We start from the raw sequence: 16,177 nt of genomic DNA, 5'->3' as shown, positions 1-16,177 counted from the left end.
CTATCGGGTCGCCTAGGTTCATCGCAACATCATGCACGCACCACCCGGAACGGCATGGTTCGGCACCCGCCACGGCGGTTTGCTGGAACCGCAGGTGAGGCCCCATTAGTGAGGTCCCTCAGCCGCGGTGCGCTGCCGAATGTGTCGTAGCCCGGGAGTACAACGAGTGATCAATAGGGTCGGCGGGTAGGCATTTTCGAGCGGCCTGCAAGTGGCGAGAGAGGACGGTCGAGTCTGGTGACCACCACCGATGGCCGCGGGCATACGGACTATCCGCCCGAACCGCCCGGTGAGGACTTCGGCAGGCAGCCCCCGCACGATATGGCGGCCGAACAGTCCGTGCTCGGCGGCATGCTGCTGAGCAAGGATGCGATCGCCGACGTCGTCGAGGTGCTGCGCCCCGGCGATTTCTACCGCCCGGCCCACCAAGCGGTCTACGACACCATCCTCGATCTATACGGCCGCGGCGAACCCGCCGACCCGGTCACCGTCTCCGCGGGCCTGGACCGCCGCGGCGAACTCAAGCGCATCGGTGGCCCGCCCTATCTGGTCACCCTCACCCAGACCGTCCCCACCGCCGCCAATGCGGGCTACTACGCCGAAATCGTTGCCGAGAAGGCGATTCTGCGCCGCCTCGTCGAAGCGGGCACCCGCATCGTTCAGTACGGCTACGCGGGCGCCGACGGCCAGGACATCGCCGAGGTCGTAGACCGCGCCCAAGCCGAGGTCTACGAGGTCACCGAACGCCGCACCACCGAAGACTTCCTCCCGCTCGAGGAACTGCTGCAGCCGACGATGGACGAAATCGACTCCATCGCCTCCCGCGGCGGCATCTCCGTCGGCGTCCCCACCGGCTTCACCGAACTCGACGAACTCACCAACGGCCTGCACCCCGGCCAAATGATCATCGTCGCGGCGCGCCCCGGTGTTGGCAAGGCCCTGGCCCTGGCCACGCCCCTACCCACCCCCACCGGCTGGACCACCATGGGCGAGGTCCGCCGCGGTGACGAACTTCTCGACGCCGAGGGCCGTCCCACTCGTGTCCTCGCCGCGACCGAGGTGCTGACCGAACGGCCGTGCTACGAGGTCGAATTCTCCGACGGCACAGTGATCGTCGCCGACGAGCAACATCAGTGGCTCACCATTGCCGGGGCAGCGGGTGCTCGTGTCGCTGCCGTACGCACAACTGGCGAAATCGTCCACAGCGTGCATCTCGCGGACGACAGCCCGAACCATCTCGTGCCGACGACCGCTCGTTCGGCCGCCAGGCACATCGTGGACGTGCGAAAGATCGACACCGTCCCCGTGCGATGCGTCGAGGTGGACAACGCCGAGCATCTGTACCTCGCCGGCGAGTCGATGGTGCCCACGCACAACTCGACGCTCGGTATGGATTTCATGCGAAGCTGCTCGATCAAACACGGTCTGGCGAGCGTCATCTTCTCGCTGGAGATGAGCCGCACGGAAATCGTGATGCGCCTGCTCTCCGCAGAGGCGAAAATCAAGTTGGGCGATATGCGTTCGGGCCGCATGAGCGACGACGACTGGACCAAACTGGCTCGCCGTATGAGCGAGATCAGCGAGGCACCACTGTTCGTCGACGACTCGCCGAACCTGACCATGATGGAGATTCGCGCCAAGGCGCGGCGGTTGAAGCAACGCCACGACCTGAAACTCGTTGTGGTGGACTACCTCCAGCTGATGACCTCGGGCAAGAAGGTCGAATCCCGACAGCAAGAAGTCTCGGATTTCTCGCGAAATCTGAAGCTGTTGGCTAAGGAGTTGGAAGTTCCGGTCATCGCCATCAGTCAGCTGAACCGTGGTCCCGAACAGCGAACAGATAAGCGGCCCATGGTGTCTGACCTGCGCGAATCTGGTTCGCTCGAACAGGATGCGGACATGGTCATCCTGCTGCATCGGCCCGATGCATTCGAGCGGGACGACCCGCGTGGTGGTGAAGCCGACCTGATCGTCGGTAAACACCGTAATGGTCCAACTGCCACGATTACCGTTGCGCACCAACTGCATTTGAGTCGGTTCGTGGATATGGCCCGCGGCTAGCTGGTCGGCGTGTTTCGAACCTCACGAATGATTTCGTGTCCACTTCGTATACGAAGCAATCATTCCGCGGCGGCGACACCGGGCTCCCGGGCGTCGAGCGCGGCGAGTTCGCTGGTCAGTTTGGCTCGGATCGCGGTGACGGCGTCGCGTCCGAGCGGCAGCCGCAGTGGGGGCGCGGCGGATTCGACGACGGCGATGATCTGCTGCGCGGCCTGATCCGGGTCGCCGTAGACGCTCGGATCGAGCTGGTTCAGGCGCTCGTGCGCGGCCTCGACACTAGCGGTGTAGTCCGGACGACGGCGACTCCTTGACCCGGCTGCAAACTCAGCTCCGGCGCGTCGCACAGTTGATGAACACCCCCGAGGCCCGCCTCCCGTTCGTCGCACTCGTCGCAGCGGCCCAGCACGATCCCGAACTGGCTGCGGCCCTACGCGAACGGTTCATCGACACCCGCCGAGCCGGCGTCAGAGAACTCATCGCCACCGGAATCGTCGACGGTCAGCTCCCCACCGATCTCGACGCCGACATCCTCATCGACCTCATCTACGGAGCCCTCTACTACCGGCTCCTGATCAGCGGCGCACCAGTCGACCCGGCCTACGCCGACCAGCTCATCGAGGCACTGTCCCCCATCCTCCGAACCTGAACCCCAGCGGAGCGCGGTGCGGATGAAGCAAGATCACGAAATCGAGGTGGCCTACGTTCAATCCGCGTAATCGCGATTGAACTCTGGAAGGATCACCCAGCCCTGACGGACCGCGATATCGACCACACCCGCGGCGACACGAACCGGCACAACAGGCGTGCCACCCGACTCGAGCGGCGCCGCTGCTACGCCGACATCTCCCGGGCCCGCAGGTTTCGCTTCTTGGCCCGATTGCCGCAGGTATCCATCGAGCACCAGCGTCGGCTTCCCGGGCGGGACAGATCGACGAAGTAGGCCTGGCAGCTGTCGCCCGCGCATCGCCGTATGCGCGCGGCGGTCGGCGAGGTGACCAGATCTAGCGCATCCCGGGCGACCGTCGCCAGGACCGCCGCGATCGGGTCGGGCGCGGTCCACTGCAATTCCCCGCGCCGGTCGAGACTCGGGATCGGGACAGGCCGGCTCGCCGCCTTGTTGATGACGGCGCGATCCCGGTCGGACGGATCTACCGGGCCCGTAGTCGTGCGGGCCAGGTCGACCACCCGAAAGATGGCCTCCCGCAACGTTCGCGCGGACTCGACGGCGCGAATATCAGGTGTCGCGGCGACCCGGTCCCAGGGCCCGAATTGCGTACCCCATGCCGTCAGCGCCGCCGGATCGGTCAACTCCTCGGCCTCGGCGGGCGAACCGCGGTGGCGCAACGTCCGCACGTAATCGAGGCAGATTCGACCGGATCCTTCACGGAATAGACGCATGATCCCAGTGTATGGAACCACTTCGACCGGTTCGAAAAGAACCAGTTAAAGTGGTTCACATGATCGACGAAGTCACGGATGCGCAACTGGCACAGTCACTCTCAGGAGACTTCCGCAGCCACCATGCCCAGATCAACGGCATTCGGCTGCACTACATCGTGGGCGGGACGGGCTCGCCGGTGATACTTCTGCCGGGATGGCCCCAAACCTGGTGGCAGGCCCGCAAGATCATGCCGCTGCTCGCGCGTCGTCACCGGGTCATCGCCGTCGACCTCCGCGGTATGGGCTCCTCGGATACTCCGGACCACGGTTACGACAAGAAAACGATGGCCGAGGATATCCACCAACTGGTCCGACATCTCGGCTACTCGACGGTCGACGTCGCCGGGCACGACATCGGCTCGATGGTGGCCTTCAGCCTGGCGGCCAACCATCCGGAGACCGTGCGCAGGCTAGCGCTGCTGGAGGAGCCGCATCCCGATGATCGGCTCTACGACTTCCGCCTGCTGCCCGGTCCCGCGGAACGGGCCCGGCAGCGGTGGTGGTTCGCCTTCAATCAGGTCGCCGAACTACCCGAACAGCTCCTGGCCGGGCGCGGCAGGCACCTCGTCGACTACCTGTGCCATCGAAATCTGCGCAATCCCAACGCCATCGACGAACAGTCCCGCGCGGTGTACGCACGCGCCTATTCCCGTCCCGAGTCGATCCGCGCCGCCAACGGTTGGTATCAGAGTTTCACCCAGGACATCGAGGACGGCCGGACGTACGCGAAACTGACGATACCCGTTGCCGCACTGCACTTTCCGGACCACACCGACATCCTCGACAGTCTCGCCGAGCGAGCAACCGACGTGCTCGCCATCGAGATCCCCGATAGCGGCCACTATCTCGCCGAGGAACAGCCCGAGCTCGTCGCGGCTCACCTGTGCGACTTCTTCGGATAGTGCGCCCAGTCCGGGGTCCATATGTCGTCGCTGGATGTCGCTTTGTATCTGGCGTGCAGGTACTCGAGGAAGTTTGCGAGGACGGGGTGTGCATTGTCTGTTCGCCAGATCACCGAAAGTGGATAGACCGGGGTCGGGTCGACGACGGGGATTCGGCGCAGGTCGTAGCTTTCCGGCCAGAGGTATCGGGAGCCTTCGCCGACGAAGGTGGCGAGTTGGGTGGAATCCGCGAGTTCGGCGAGGAGCGCCTCGATGCCGAAACTCGGGCCGATCGTGTCGATGGTGAGTCCGAACGCTGTCGCCAGATCCTTGTAGTAGCCGATCGGTTCGGCGTCGGACATGCCCGGCATCCAGATGGGGTGATCGGTGAGTTCGGCTGGCGTTACCGTCTTGGCGTTCGCCAGTGGATGCCGTGGGCCGACGAGCAGTTCGTGCCGGTCGTCGATGACGCGCGATGCCCGGACTCCGCTCGGGACCTCCAGGTGTCGTAGGGATCTGAAGGTGGCGTCGATGGTGCCCGCACTGATCTCGGCCAGCGCCGACTCCGCGTCGAAGTTGGTCAGGGTGACAACATCGAGCTCGATATCCGGATTCTGCTGGTAGAAGGCATGAAGGATGGTGGAGGGCGCAATCCTGCGGGCCACCACATCGATCCGGAGGGCCCGGCGCCCCGGTGTCACGGCCGCGGTGGCGCGTTCTGCGGCACGGAGGAGCTCTCGGGCATGCGGGAGCAGTGCTTGCCCGTCGACGGTCAGCCGCACCCCTCTGGCAACCCGCGCGAACAGCTGAACTCCGAGTTCTCGCTCGAGCGTGGCTACTCGTTTCGACGCTGCCTGCTGGGTGATTCGCAGATCGTCGGCAGCGGCTTGGAACTGGCCGGTCTCGGCAACCGCGACGAAGGTACGAACCGCATCGAGATCCACGAGCCGAAACCTACTCTCACAACGAAAAGTTGTGACACTCCGCTCGATTCGTTGTTGGTGTCAGCATCCATCGACCGGCTTCAATCTCCCTGACAACAGAGGGAGTGCCGATATGTGGCGGAGAGCGAAGCCGGATCGGGCGTTCGGGTGGTTGTGGGCCGCCTACGCGGTCAGCGCCTACGGGACCGGACTCGGGTTCGGGGCATTTTCGGTGGTCGCCATCACTGTTCTGAACGCTAGTTCGGCCAAAGTGGCGACTTTGTCGGCATCCGGGCTGGCGATCGGGGCGCTGCTTGCGATTCCGCTCGGGCCGTGGATGGAGTTTCGCGCCAAGCGACCGGTCATGATAGCCACGGACCTGATCCGCTTCGCGGCCCTGGCATCCATACCGCTCGCCTACTGCCTGGGTGGGTTGTCCTTCGCGCAGCTCTTGGTGGTCTGCATCGTCACCGCGGCGGCGAAGATCGCTTTCACCGCCGCCAGCGGCGCTTACCTCAAGACCATCGTTCCGGCCGACAGCCTGCTGGTGGCCACCAGTCGTTTCGAGTCCACCACCTGGTCGGCCACGGTCATCGGACCGCCCGTGGGTGGCGCTGCCATCGGGCTGCTCGGACCGGTGACCACCGTTGTCGCCGATGCGGTGAGCTACCTCCTCTCGGCACTCGGCATTCTCGCGATCAGGGAACCCGAACAGCCCGCGCCCCCACGGAAGGCCCGAGCGCATCGGTGCAGCGACATCGTCGAAGGGTGGCGCTACATCCTCACCCACCACACGCTGCGTCGGTTCTTCGTCAACACCATGCTGGTCAACGGGCTGATCATGGCCGGGGAGCCGCTGTTATCGGTGCTGATGCTCGCCCATTTGCGGTTCCCGCTCTGGGAGTACGGGCTGGCATTCGCTGTTCCGTGTATCGGCGGCCTGATCGGGTCACGACTTGCCCGCCGCGTCGCTTCCCGCTTCGGCGAACAGACGGTGCTGCGGGTCTTCGGCACACTGCGCGCCTGCTGGCCCCTCGGACTGGCGTTCATTCGGCCGGGCCCGGCCGGGCTTGTGATCGTGATGGTCACCGAGTTCGGGCTGATCATCTGCATAAGCATCTTCAACGCCGTCTTCGCCGCTTATCGGTTGAACAACACCGAGATCGATCGCCATGCCCGAGTCCTCGCCGCGTGGTCGATCACCAGCAGCATCAGCATCGCGGCAATCACCGTGACGTGGGGTCTGCTAGCACAACTCACCTGCCCTCGTGCGGCTATCGCGTTGGCCGGGATCCTCCTGCTTGCCACGCCGTTGCTGCTGCCGCGCCGAATCGCCACGCCCGAACCGATCCCGTCGAATGAAGAGCCGGTTCTCTCCCGCGAGAGCGCGGGAGCGTGACCCGCCCACATATCAGTGCCTCGTCCAGATCGCTTGCTACTCGCCGAGCGTAGTCATTCAGCGGTCGATGCGGCATGGGCGTCCACCGTTCGACTGCGTTCGACGGAACCCTCCGAACGAAGGCTCGGTACGGCAGAAGGTATCTGGACGCGGCACTGGTCGGTCGCTTCAGGGCTGGCGGCCGTCGAGCGCGACTCGGACGTGGTTGCAAAATCTATAGACCGGTCTATTCTGGGACCATGGTTACGTCCAAGGGCGCTCAGACGAGTGGGCAGTTGGTGGAGTCGATGCTGGAGTTGATCCAGGCGCGGGGGTATAGCGGGACGGGATTGAACACGGTTGTGGAGCATGCGGGGGCGCCGAAAGGGTCGCTGTACTTTCACTTTCCGGAGGGAAAGGAGCAGCTCGGGCAGAAGGCGATCGAGTTGGCAGCCGAGCGGTTTCGGACCTTGCTGGACGAAACGGCGGTGGCCGGGGCGTCACCGGGGGAGGTGATTCGGCGGGTTGTGCAGGTGCTGGCCGGGTTGGTCGCGGACAGCGATTTTCAGCTCGGGTGCCCGGTTTCGGTAGTCACGCTCGAGATGGGTGCGCACAGCGAACGACTGCGTGAGGTGTGTGCGGCGGCGTTCGAATCGTGGATCGTGCCGGTGCGTGAATACCTGGTCGCAGCAGGGCATTCGGAGGCGGCGGCGCGCACGCTGGCGACGGCGACGGTGAGTGCGGTCGAGGGCGCGGTGATCGTGGCGCGCGCCAAACGCGATGTGGAACCGCTGCACAGCACGGCACAGATGCTGGCAGCTCTGCTCGACCAGCCCGGGACGGTGGTGTGATGACCACCCGCCACGCGCTCGTATTCGGAGCCACCGGCTTCATCGGCCGCAATCTGATTCTCACCCTGGACCAGGCCGGAGTCCGCGTCACCGCCGCGGTCCGCAGCCGCGAATCGTTCGCGCGGCTGGGCGCATGGTTGGGAGATCACGGGTGCCGGACGACTCCGGCGGAGTTGATCGTCGATTTCGACACCGAACCCATTGTCCAGGGCGGGGATTCGGCGTGCACGGATGTCACCGAGGTCTACAACTGCGCCGGCGCTTACCGATTCGGTATGACGAAGGACGAGGCGCGGCACGGCAATGTCGACAGCGTCCGCTCGGTGGTGTCCTTCGCCGCGCAACTGCCTCAGCTGTCCCGGCTTGTTTATGTCTCCGGCTACCGAGTAGGCGGTCAGGACCCGACTACCGTTCCGTGGAGCCCGGAGCGGGTGGAACGAACCCATCGCGGTCTGGGCGCTTATGAGGCGTCGAAGGTGGAGGGGGATGCGGTATTTCAGGCCGTCGCCGATGAACTCGGCGTGCCGTGGTCGATCGTCAACCCGCCCACGGTAATCGGGCTCAGCAGCACCGGTGAATCCGATCAGCAACTGGGCCTCGCGGCGAGTTTGAAAGAGCTTTGGCAGGGGACGGTCACTGCATTGCCAGGCGACTCCCGCACCTTCGTGCCGGTGATCCCGGTCGACTATCTGACTCGCTTCATGACCCTGCTCCCAACGGATCCCGTCACAGCCGGTGTGGCGTACTGGGTGCTCGACGACGCGACGCCCGCACTGCCGACGCTACTGTCGCAGGTCGGTCGGCACTATCGGGTACCGGTACCGCGCACACGCATCCCGGTCGCACTGGTGAAGCGGCTACCGCAGTGGTTGACGAAGGCCGATCCCGAAACCCTGACCTTCCTGTCCACCGACCGCTATCCCACAGACTCGGCACACGAACTCGCCCGCAAGCATGGACTCGACTTGCCCGACACCACACGCACGATCCTGCGATGGGCCGACCATCTCGCGGCGCACCGCTTCGGAAATGCGCAAACAAAAAGTGCGGCAAGGACTTTCGATAATTTCGCTGGAGTCCGAACGTTCCGGATCGGCGAGCCCGAAGCACCCACTGTGATACTGCCCGGCCTGCCGGTCAATGCCGACACCTGGGCTCCGGTCGCGGCAGCCATCGGCCACGCCCAGGTTCTGGACCTGCCCGGCCTCGGGATGTCCGCAGGCGGTCGAGGTGACTGGCAGGCATGGCTCGAGACGCTGCTCGAACGGACACCTGGCGCGCATCTTGTCGGTCACTCGGTAGGTGCCGCCGCAGTGGTCGAGGCCGCGGCCGCGCATCCGGACAAGGTCGGATCGATCACGCTGGTCGCCCCATTCTTTCTCCAGCCGAGCGCTGGGATTTCGGCACTGGCCACACCTCTGACGCGGTGGTATCTGCGTCGACTGAGTCCGAATGCCCTGTCCGACAAGCTCACCGGCTCACCCGAGCACGCGTCGGTGCTGCAATCGAGCGTGCAGGATCTGCGTCGCGCGAATGTCGCGGGCAATGTCGCCACACTGTTCGCCGCAACGACGAATGCACGCTGGCGCCGTGAACTCACCGCCAAGCTCGCGCAATATCCCGGACCGATCCATGTGATCACCGGAAGCGAGGACGCGCTCGGTCCTGGCCTGCACGAATCACTCTTGCCCCGAATCGAATTCAGCACCATCGACCGAGCCGCCCATCATCCACAACTGACACACCCCGACGAATTGGTGCGTGCTATCGGCGGATAAGGACGCGCGATGAGCAGGGAGTTCTTGTGCTCCACCGCGCGGGGCGCGGTTTCGAACAGTCGGGCGGGCAATCCGACCTGCGGCTGCCATCGACATCGCCGATCAGCCAGCGCGGCTGCCCCCGGCAGCAAATGGTCCATGGTCTCCAGCCATCGGCCGGATACGGCGACCTCCGCGCTCGTGGCCGTGAGCGGCACCCATTCCGGCGGACGGTTCTCGGGCCCCTGAGTTCCACACGCATCGCTCACCTACAGATTCCCGATGAGCGAGGCGCTGACACCGCAGGACCGCCACATCATGCCGTTAACTAGCGGAACTAGATCAAGCGTGCCGTGGAACAGCGATATACCTCGACTCGAGCGTAACCATTTCTCCCCCGTGGTAACGATTCGGCCGTCGAACCCGACGTCCTTCAAGACACATGGCCTGTCGGGGGGCCTGTCCGTCCACTTGTCGGTTATGAATGGGGAACGGGACATGGCTCTTCGGGAGTTCTTCGCGCGCCATCGAATGGCTTCGGCCATCGTGGCGCCCGCGTCGCTGGGGGTGGTGGCGATCGTCACTGCCTCGGTGGCGATGACATCGACGCACGAAACCGTCGATACACGCCTGCGGGCATCGGTTACCGAATGCCACGACATGGTGACCATTTCAGTCGCCGGTCGTCGGGATACACCGGATGCCGCCACCACGAAGTTGCTGGTCGGGGCCAACGGTGAAGAGTTGCCCGCCGCGCTGTCCGGTGATTACAGCAGCCAATGGGTCGATCCGGTCGTCAACGCACCGGCCGACAATGTCGATCCCGGCTCATATGCCGCTGTCTACATCGCGTACCCGGCGAATATGGACAGCTACGAGGATGCCGTCAACGCGGGCGTCGCGAATACCGAACAGGTGATGCGCGAAATCGCACAGGCCTGCCCGGACACCAAGTTCTCGATCGTGGGCTACAGCGAGGGCGCCGATGTGGTACGCCGCGTCGCCATGACGGTCGGACATCAGACCGCCGATCAAGATGGTGGCTATGGCATCGTGGATCCAGCCGATGTCGTCGGTGTCGTCATCCTCGCCGATGCCGGACGTTCGGCGGGTGACGGTCCGTTCCCGGGCGCCAAGGATCCGTACAGCAATCCCGACGGCTTCGACCAGAAGTATCAGAACGGCACGAAAACCGCGTCCGGCCAGGGCGCACTACCCGGTACCAGCGGTGACTTCGGTGCGCTGAACGGCAAGATCGCCTCGTTCTGCTCCGATGGCGATCTCACGTGCTCGGCGCCGCAGAACATTTCACTGCTGCAATTGGCGGTGAATGTGGGGCGGCAGTTGAATGTCGACGCGCTCGAACGCGACGGCCTCACCCCCGCGACCGGGCAGGATGTTGCCGTTGTCCTCGGCCGGATCGCGTTGGCGGCGTTCGCGGATATCCAGTCACAGCCGAACTGGATGCAAAGCGATGAGACGTTTCTCCAAGTGCTGCTGAGGGTTTCGGATCCGGAATACAAGCCGGGGCAGACGCCGACGACTCCGACCAAGGCCGAGTCGATCTCGACCAATGAGATGTCGCCGTTGGCCTATCTGCCGCAGAAGGTGTTCAACGAGATCATCGGTCTCATCGTGACGAACCAGAACACCATCCCGGTGATTCTGAGTGACCCCTACCAGCAGACGCTCGGCCCCAATGCGAGCGGTCACCACTTCGACTACTGGCGCGACGCCGACCCGAACAACGGTAAGCCGCTGACATCCGCCGAGTACGCCGCCGCCTGGCTCACCCATCTGGCCCAACAGGCACAGGCGGGTCAGCCGGTCGACACGACCGCCAAGCCGGAGTCGGCCGATCTCGCCGCCGCCTACCAGGCAGCGACCTCGACGACCAAGACGCCCGAACCGAGCAAGACCACGACCGCGGCTCCGACGACCACCACCGCCGCCCCGGCGAAGACGGAGGTCAGCGGCCAGCCGACGACCACTGCGCCGCCCACGACAACCGCGCCGCCGATGAGCACACCGGCGGTAACTACACCACCGGCTTCGACCACCACAACCACTCAGCCCCCGAAGCCGACCACCACCGAACCAACCACCACGACAGCGCCACCGGCGACACCGACCACAACCAAGTCGACTCAGCCCTGACCCGGCGCCATCGCGGCTGGCGCACGCAGGCCCGCACGGCTGGCGCCGTCGCGGGCCTGCGCCTACATCCCTTGTGGGACACAGGTGAGGCTCAGGCCGATCGCGGCCAGTCCCGACAGGCGCGGGATGACCAGGCCGATCGCACCGGCCAACTCGACGGCGCCGACGAAGTAGCGGAACCAGTCGCCAACGCCGATCAAGTCGAAGCCTTCGACAGCGCTGGACTCGCCGAGGAGCTTCGGCGCAGCGGAGGCGAATGCGAAGAACGCGGCGAGCAGGCCTTGCAGCACCCACAGGGTGATATCGAGGGAACGACCGGGCCCCGCGCCGACCTCAGCGGTGTTCTCAGCGGTCATGGTTCGAGTCCTTCCAAGCACGTGTATCGGATGTTGCACCCATACAGACGAGACCCGATCACCGAATTCATCGGGCCTTCAGCCATCCCGTGATGGGATGTATTCGTATAGGCTCCGATTCGATCGGAAGCGAGCAGGCGAGATGGTGAAGCGATGACGCAGCGCGGGTGGGTGCTGTTCCTGGCGATGGGTGTCATCTGGGGTGTGCCCTACGCGATGATCCGGATAGCGGTCGAGGATTTCGACCCGATCGTGGTGGCATTCGGCCGGACCTTCCTCGGCGCGCTGATCCTGCTGCCGATCGCGCTCTACACCAAAGCCCTCGCACCGGTGTTCCGGCGTTGGCGTCCGCTGCTGCTGTACACCCTGGTCGAGATCACCGGACCGTGGTTTCTGATCGGGTACGCCGAGACCACGCTGAACAGTTCGACGGTCGGGCTGCTGATCGCCGCCGTTCCGCTGATCGCCGTGGTCATCGTGACCAAACTCGGCCACGATCGCTTCGATGCCCGCCGCACCATCGGCCTGATCATCGGATTCGCGGGTGTGGCGGCACTGGTCGGCTTCGATATCGACCTGACCCAGCCCGCCGCTATCGGCGCCATCGGGTTGACCACCATCGGTTACGCCGTCGGCCCGATCATCATCAATCGCGCACTGGCCGATCTGCCGCCGCTCGGCGTGGTCGCTGGATCACTGGTTCTCGCGGCGGTGATCTACACACCGTTCGCCGCGCTCCGCTGGCCGACACATTTCACCGCCGACGCGTCGTGGTCGGTGCTCGGACTGGCTGTAATCTGCACGGCCGCAGCATTCCTGGTGTTCTTCGCGCTGATCAGCGAGGTCGGCCCGGCCCGCGCCACGGTCATCACCTACATAAATCCCGCGGTGGCGATCCTGCTCGGCGTGACCCTGCTGGACGAGCCGCTGACCATCGGCATGGGCATCGGCTTCCCGCTGGTCATTCTCGGCTCGATCCTCGGCACAGTCCGCGCTCGCACCGCCGAGAAACCGGCGGCGGCGCCCGTCACCCAGTCCTGAGCGCGCTCAGTCTGCGGCGGCGCTGAAGGACAGACCGGCGCCGCCGATAATTTTCAGCAGCACCGCACGCAGCCGATCCACCTCGGCCGCTCCGATGATCGCGTCGAGGTGCGCATCGAATCGCTCGACCACATCCCGCCCTGCCTCGACCACGGACCAGCCCAGCGCCGTGAGGCGAACCAGCCGCGCCCGTCGATCGGTTGGATCGGGCGTCACCTCGACATAGCCGCGCGAATCCAGGTGCCGCACGAGCTCACCCATCGCCTGCTTGGTCATGCCCGCGCGTCCGGCGAGATCGATCAGTCGCGTGCCTTGGGGATCGATGACCTGGAATACCGGCGCATGCGCGGCCCGCAGATCGGTGAATCCGGCCGCCGCTAGGCCCGCGTCCAGTTCGGCCGCAAGCGTTCGCGCCGCGGCGCCTAGCAGATTCCCGAGCGGCGGCGGCCGATCAGCCAATGGATTAGTCAGGCTCTTGACCATTCCGGAGCTCCTTCGTACCTTTAGTCAGGAACCTTACTACTTTTGGATGGTGCACATGACTAGACAGGTTGTGGTCGGACTAGCAGCGCTGGCCTTGATGATCGAACTCGGCTGGCTGGCCTTCGCGGACGGATCGGTCGGGGCGATCACCGCGGTGGTGCTCGCGAGCGTCGCGGTGCTCACGGTGACCGCTGGCCGGTCCGTGGTCGTCAATACGACGGTGCGAATCCTGCTGGGCGCGTTGTTCGCTGGTTCGGTCGCGGACCGATTCGGCCTGCTCGGTGCATCGGGCGCGGACGGTGTCTCCTGGGGCGACTACTCCGCGTTCACCGACTACACCCGCACGCTCACACCACAGGCCTTGGATTGGTCGGTGCCGGCCCTCGCCGTCATCGCGACCGCATCGGAAACCCTGCTGGCCATCGGCTTGATCCTCGGCGTCGCCGCGAAACTCACCGCACGCGCCGCCACCGCGGTATTGATCGTCTTCGCGGCGGCCATGTCGACATCGGTCGGCTTCGACGAAATATGTTCGTACGGCGTCCTTGTCGTGACGGGCGGCGCCGCGCTTCTCGGCATCTGCGATACCGCCCTGAACCTCGACAAACTGTTGCGCCGCATGCCTGTCACGGGCTTCGCAATGAAATCCAGCGTCGCGGCGCGACTCGATGAGCGGTGACGGAGGGCATGATGTCCGAGTGACAACGAACAGTCGAACCGATCCCGCGGATGTGGCGCACACCCGTGCCGCCTACGACGATATCGCCATCCGCTATGCCGAATTCGTCAAGGATCACCTCGCAACCCAGCCATTCGACCGCGCCATGCTCGGCACATTCGCGGAACTGGTGCGGGCCGGCGGTCGGGTGGCCGATCTCGGCTGTGGTGAGGGTCGAATGACCGCACACCTGGCCGGGCTCGGGCTCGATATCTTCGGGATCGACTTGTCTCCCCAACTGCTCGAATTGGCGCGAGCACAGTATCCGACACTCGAATTCGACGAGGGCTCCATCGAGCACCTCGATATCGGTGACGCCGCTCTCGCGGGAATTCTCGTGTGGTACTCGATCATCCATCTGCCGCCCGAACGAATGCCCGCTGTGTTGGCAGAGTTTCATCGGGTACTCGAGTCAGGAGGGCACGCACTGCTCGCGTTCTTCCAGGCACCGGAGGTCCAGGATGTGGAACCGTTCGACCACAAGGTGATAACCGCGTACCGATGGTCAGCGGATCGGCTCGCCACGCTGGCCGAACAGGCCGGTTTCACACCGACCGCCCGGTTGATCCGAGAACCGGATCCCGGTGAGCGCGGCCGCCAGGCCTACCTGCTCCTGGTCAAGGATCGCTGATTCGGCGAACGCGAATCCGCACCTTTCAGTAAGGTTGGGGACAGCACAGGGGACATGGCTGTGCGAACCCTTATCGACATCGTGGTCGTTTTCCTTTCACCAAAGACCTCAGCACCACACCGTCGTCAGGGGGCGACAGACCATGGAGCTCATTTCTCCGATCGATGCCGTATTCCTGCTCGCCGAATCCCGCGAGCACCCGATGCATGTCGGTTCGCTACAACTATTCGAGGCGCCGGAAGACGCCGGGCCCGATTTCGCTCGGCTGACCCATGAGAAGTTGTTGGCGGACAACGAATTCCACCCCACCTTCCGCAAGCGCCCGGCAACCTGGCTCGGCGCGCCCCAGCTGGCGTGGACCCAGGCCGAGGAGGTAGAACTCGCCTATCACCTGCGCCGATCGGCGCTGCCGAGTCCGGGTAACTTCGATCAACTGCTAGCACTGGCCTCCCACCTGCACGGCGCTCTACTCGATCGCCACCGCCCGCTGTGGGAGATCCACTTGGTGGAAGGGCTGAACGACGGCCGCTTCGCGTTGTACTCGAAGATGCATCACGCGCTGATCGATGGCGTCACCGCGCAGCGAGTGCTGCAGCGAACGCTCACCAACGATCCGACCGCGACCGAAACGCGCGTGCCGTGGAACCTGCCCCGTTCGCCTCGCAAGAGCGAACCGTCGGGCTCGCTGCTCGGCGGGCTCGCACGAAATCTCCGGTCGGCGGTCAATTCCGGGCCCGCCGCGCTGCGGGTGGCACGGGCGGCACTGGTGCAGCAGCAGTTGACGATGCCGTTCGAGGCACCGCGCTCGATGTTCAATGTGCCGATCGGCGGCGCGCGGCGGTGCGCGGTCCGGTCCTGGCCGCTGGAACGCGTCAAGCAGGTCAAGAAGGCCACCGGCACGACCGTCAACGATGTGGTGCTGGCGATGTCGGCCGGTGCGTTGCGCGCATATCTGATCGAACAGCATGCCCTGCCCGACAAGCCGTTGATCGCCATGGTTCCGGTGTCGCTGCGGGACGATGAGGACGAGGTCGGTGGCGTCAAGGTCGGCGCGATCCTGTGCAATCTCGGCACCGATATCGCCGATCCGATCGAACGGTTGCGTGTGGTGAGCGAATCGATGCGCCGCAGCAAAGAGGTCTACAACTCGCTCTCCCCCATCCAGACCATGGCGCTATCCGGATTGATGCTCAGCCCGCTCGCCCTGACTCTGCTGCCTGGCATGCTGTCGTTCACGAACCCGCCGTTCAATATCGTCATCTCGAATGTGCCGGGCCCGAAGGAACCGCAGTACTGGAACGGGGCCCGTCTGGACGCCTCGTACCCGATGTCGATTCCGTTCGACGGCCAAGCCGTAAACATCACCCTCACCACCAATGTGGACAGTCTGGACTTCGGGCTCGTCGGCTGCCGCCGTAGTGTGCCGCGACTGCACAGCCTGCTCGACCACCTGGAGAATTCGCTGGCCGAACTGGAGCAAGCGGCCTCCTGAACCGTCGA

General features: G+C 64.8%; 16 protein-coding genes. 11 read left to right on the top strand and 5 right to left on the bottom strand.

The window, feature by feature from the left end; translation table 11 throughout:
- Positions 1-321 precede the first annotated feature (321 nt).
- Positions 322-2,061: a replicative DNA helicase gene (gene dnaB / locus ACIBI6_RS32255; RefSeq protein WP_396958822.1), complete on the top strand. Its 1,740-nt coding sequence runs from the start codon at positions 322-324 to the stop codon at positions 2,059-2,061.
- A 59-nt stretch (positions 2,062-2,120) separates the two neighbouring features.
- Here dnaB and ACIBI6_RS32250 read toward each other — a convergent pair whose 3' ends face one another.
- The gene (locus ACIBI6_RS32250) at positions 2,121-2,405 is read right to left on the bottom strand and encodes a hypothetical protein (protein WP_396958790.1); all 285 of its coding nucleotides are present in this window, start codon (positions 2,403-2,405) and stop codon (positions 2,121-2,123) included.
- Positions 2,406-2,410: 5 nt separating this feature from the next.
- Between ACIBI6_RS32250 and ACIBI6_RS32245 the strand changes: the two genes are divergently transcribed.
- Positions 2,411-2,707 carry a TetR-like C-terminal domain-containing protein gene (locus ACIBI6_RS32245; RefSeq protein ID WP_396958789.1) on the top strand — a complete coding sequence of 99 codons (297 nt, stop codon included), beginning with the start codon at positions 2,411-2,413 and terminating at the stop codon, positions 2,705-2,707.
- 185 nt (positions 2,708-2,892) lie between these two features.
- Here ACIBI6_RS32245 and ACIBI6_RS32240 read toward each other — a convergent pair whose 3' ends face one another.
- Positions 2,893-3,459: a CGNR zinc finger domain-containing protein gene (locus ACIBI6_RS32240; RefSeq protein WP_396958788.1), complete on the bottom strand. Its 567-nt coding sequence runs from the start codon at positions 3,457-3,459 to the stop codon at positions 2,893-2,895.
- A 59-nt stretch (positions 3,460-3,518) separates the two neighbouring features.
- Here ACIBI6_RS32240 and ACIBI6_RS32235 point away from each other — a divergent pair, with 59 nt between their 5' ends.
- Positions 3,519-4,403, top strand: coding sequence for an alpha/beta fold hydrolase (locus ACIBI6_RS32235; RefSeq protein ID WP_396958787.1), 885 nt, complete (start codon positions 3,519-3,521; stop codon positions 4,401-4,403).
- On the opposite strand, the gene ACIBI6_RS32230 is transcribed toward ACIBI6_RS32235, so the two are convergent.
- The gene (locus ACIBI6_RS32230) at positions 4,379-5,326 is read right to left on the bottom strand and encodes a LysR family transcriptional regulator (RefSeq protein ID WP_364348818.1); all 948 of its coding nucleotides are present in this window, start codon (positions 5,324-5,326) and stop codon (positions 4,379-4,381) included. The genes ACIBI6_RS32235 and ACIBI6_RS32230 overlap by 25 nt on opposite strands.
- Before the next feature lie 112 nt (positions 5,327-5,438).
- On the opposite strand from ACIBI6_RS32230, the gene ACIBI6_RS32225 reads away from it, so the two are divergent.
- The 4 genes from ACIBI6_RS32225 (at position 5,439) to ACIBI6_RS32210 (ending at position 11,448) form a co-directional block, all read left to right on the top strand.
- The gene (locus tag ACIBI6_RS32225) at positions 5,439-6,704 is read left to right on the top strand and encodes an MFS transporter (protein ID WP_364348821.1); all 1,266 of its coding nucleotides are present in this window, start codon (positions 5,439-5,441) and stop codon (positions 6,702-6,704) included.
- Positions 6,705-6,943: 239 nt separating this feature from the next.
- Positions 6,944-7,534, top strand: coding sequence for a TetR/AcrR family transcriptional regulator (locus tag ACIBI6_RS32220; protein ID WP_396958786.1), 591 nt, complete (start codon positions 6,944-6,946; stop codon positions 7,532-7,534).
- Positions 7,534-9,312: an alpha/beta fold hydrolase gene (locus ACIBI6_RS32215; protein WP_364348827.1), complete on the top strand. Its 1,779-nt coding sequence runs from the start codon at positions 7,534-7,536 to the stop codon at positions 9,310-9,312. The genes ACIBI6_RS32220 and ACIBI6_RS32215 overlap by 1 nt, the downstream gene beginning before the upstream one ends.
- 477 nt (positions 9,313-9,789) lie before the next feature.
- Positions 9,790-11,448: a cutinase family protein gene (locus ACIBI6_RS32210; RefSeq protein ID WP_364348830.1), complete on the top strand. Its 1,659-nt coding sequence runs from the start codon at positions 9,790-9,792 to the stop codon at positions 11,446-11,448.
- A 62-nt stretch (positions 11,449-11,510) separates the two neighbouring features.
- Here ACIBI6_RS32210 and ACIBI6_RS32205 read toward each other — a convergent pair whose 3' ends face one another.
- Entirely contained in the window at positions 11,511-11,804 is a 294-nt protein-coding gene (locus ACIBI6_RS32205) for a DoxX family protein (RefSeq protein WP_396958785.1), read from the bottom strand.
- 153 nt (positions 11,805-11,957) lie between these two features.
- Here ACIBI6_RS32205 and ACIBI6_RS32200 point away from each other — a divergent pair, with 153 nt between their 5' ends.
- Entirely contained in the window at positions 11,958-12,845 is an 888-nt protein-coding gene (locus tag ACIBI6_RS32200) for a DMT family transporter (protein ID WP_364348836.1), read from the top strand.
- Between the two features lie 6 nt (positions 12,846-12,851).
- Here ACIBI6_RS32200 and ACIBI6_RS32195 read toward each other — a convergent pair whose 3' ends face one another.
- Positions 12,852-13,328: a MarR family winged helix-turn-helix transcriptional regulator gene (locus ACIBI6_RS32195; RefSeq protein WP_364348839.1), complete on the bottom strand. Its 477-nt coding sequence runs from the start codon at positions 13,326-13,328 to the stop codon at positions 12,852-12,854.
- 55 nt (positions 13,329-13,383) lie between these two features.
- Between ACIBI6_RS32195 and ACIBI6_RS32190 the strand changes: the two genes are divergently transcribed.
- From ACIBI6_RS32190 to ACIBI6_RS32180, 3 genes are all read left to right on the top strand, one after another.
- A complete protein-coding gene (locus ACIBI6_RS32190; RefSeq protein WP_364348842.1) occupies positions 13,384-14,007 on the top strand; it encodes a hypothetical protein in 624 nt (207 codons plus the stop codon).
- A 19-nt stretch (positions 14,008-14,026) separates the two neighbouring features.
- Positions 14,027-14,677, top strand: a complete 651-nt coding sequence (locus ACIBI6_RS32185) for a methyltransferase domain-containing protein (RefSeq protein ID WP_364348845.1) — start codon at positions 14,027-14,029, stop codon at positions 14,675-14,677.
- Positions 14,678-14,819: 142 nt separating this feature from the next.
- A complete protein-coding gene (locus ACIBI6_RS32180; protein WP_396958784.1) occupies positions 14,820-16,169 on the top strand; it encodes a wax ester/triacylglycerol synthase family O-acyltransferase in 1,350 nt (449 codons plus the stop codon).
- Positions 16,170-16,177 lie beyond the last annotated feature (8 nt).

It is taken from the genome of Nocardia sp. NPDC050412, from assembly GCF_044458825.1.
Lineage (GTDB): Bacteria > Actinomycetota > Actinomycetes > Mycobacteriales > Mycobacteriaceae > Nocardia.
Note: the sequence above shows the minus strand (reverse complement) of the source record. Positions and strands in the feature narration are given on the sequence as shown.

What these genes read in the sequence shown, in the direction of transcription:
- dnaB (WP_396958822.1), top strand. Translation starts at nt 322, where the DNA reads ATGGCGGCCGAACAGTCCGTGCTCGGCGGCATGCTGCTGAGCAAGGAT.
- ACIBI6_RS32245 (WP_396958789.1), top strand. Translation starts at nt 2,411, where the DNA reads ATGAACACCCCCGAGGCCCGCCTCCCGTTCGTCGCACTCGTCGCAGCG.
- ACIBI6_RS32240 (WP_396958788.1), bottom strand. Translation starts at nt 3,459, where the DNA reads ATGCGTCTATTCCGTGAAGGATCCGGTCGAATCTGCCTCGATTACGTG.
- ACIBI6_RS32235 (WP_396958787.1), top strand. Translation starts at nt 3,519, where the DNA reads ATGATCGACGAAGTCACGGATGCGCAACTGGCACAGTCACTCTCAGGA.
- ACIBI6_RS32225 (WP_364348821.1), top strand. Translation starts at nt 5,439, where the DNA reads ATGTGGCGGAGAGCGAAGCCGGATCGGGCGTTCGGGTGGTTGTGGGCC.
- ACIBI6_RS32220 (WP_396958786.1), top strand. Translation starts at nt 6,944, where the DNA reads ATGGTTACGTCCAAGGGCGCTCAGACGAGTGGGCAGTTGGTGGAGTCG.
- ACIBI6_RS32215 (WP_364348827.1), top strand. Translation starts at nt 7,534, where the DNA reads ATGACCACCCGCCACGCGCTCGTATTCGGAGCCACCGGCTTCATCGGC.
- ACIBI6_RS32210 (WP_364348830.1), top strand. Translation starts at nt 9,790, where the DNA reads ATGGCTCTTCGGGAGTTCTTCGCGCGCCATCGAATGGCTTCGGCCATC.
- ACIBI6_RS32205 (WP_396958785.1), bottom strand. Translation starts at nt 11,804, where the DNA reads ATGACCGCTGAGAACACCGCTGAGGTCGGCGCGGGGCCCGGTCGTTCC.
- ACIBI6_RS32200 (WP_364348836.1), top strand. Translation starts at nt 11,958, where the DNA reads ATGACGCAGCGCGGGTGGGTGCTGTTCCTGGCGATGGGTGTCATCTGG.
- ACIBI6_RS32195 (WP_364348839.1), bottom strand. Translation starts at nt 13,328, where the DNA reads ATGGTCAAGAGCCTGACTAATCCATTGGCTGATCGGCCGCCGCCGCTC.
- ACIBI6_RS32190 (WP_364348842.1), top strand. Translation starts at nt 13,384, where the DNA reads ATGACTAGACAGGTTGTGGTCGGACTAGCAGCGCTGGCCTTGATGATC.
- ACIBI6_RS32180 (WP_396958784.1), top strand. Translation starts at nt 14,820, where the DNA reads ATGGAGCTCATTTCTCCGATCGATGCCGTATTCCTGCTCGCCGAATCC.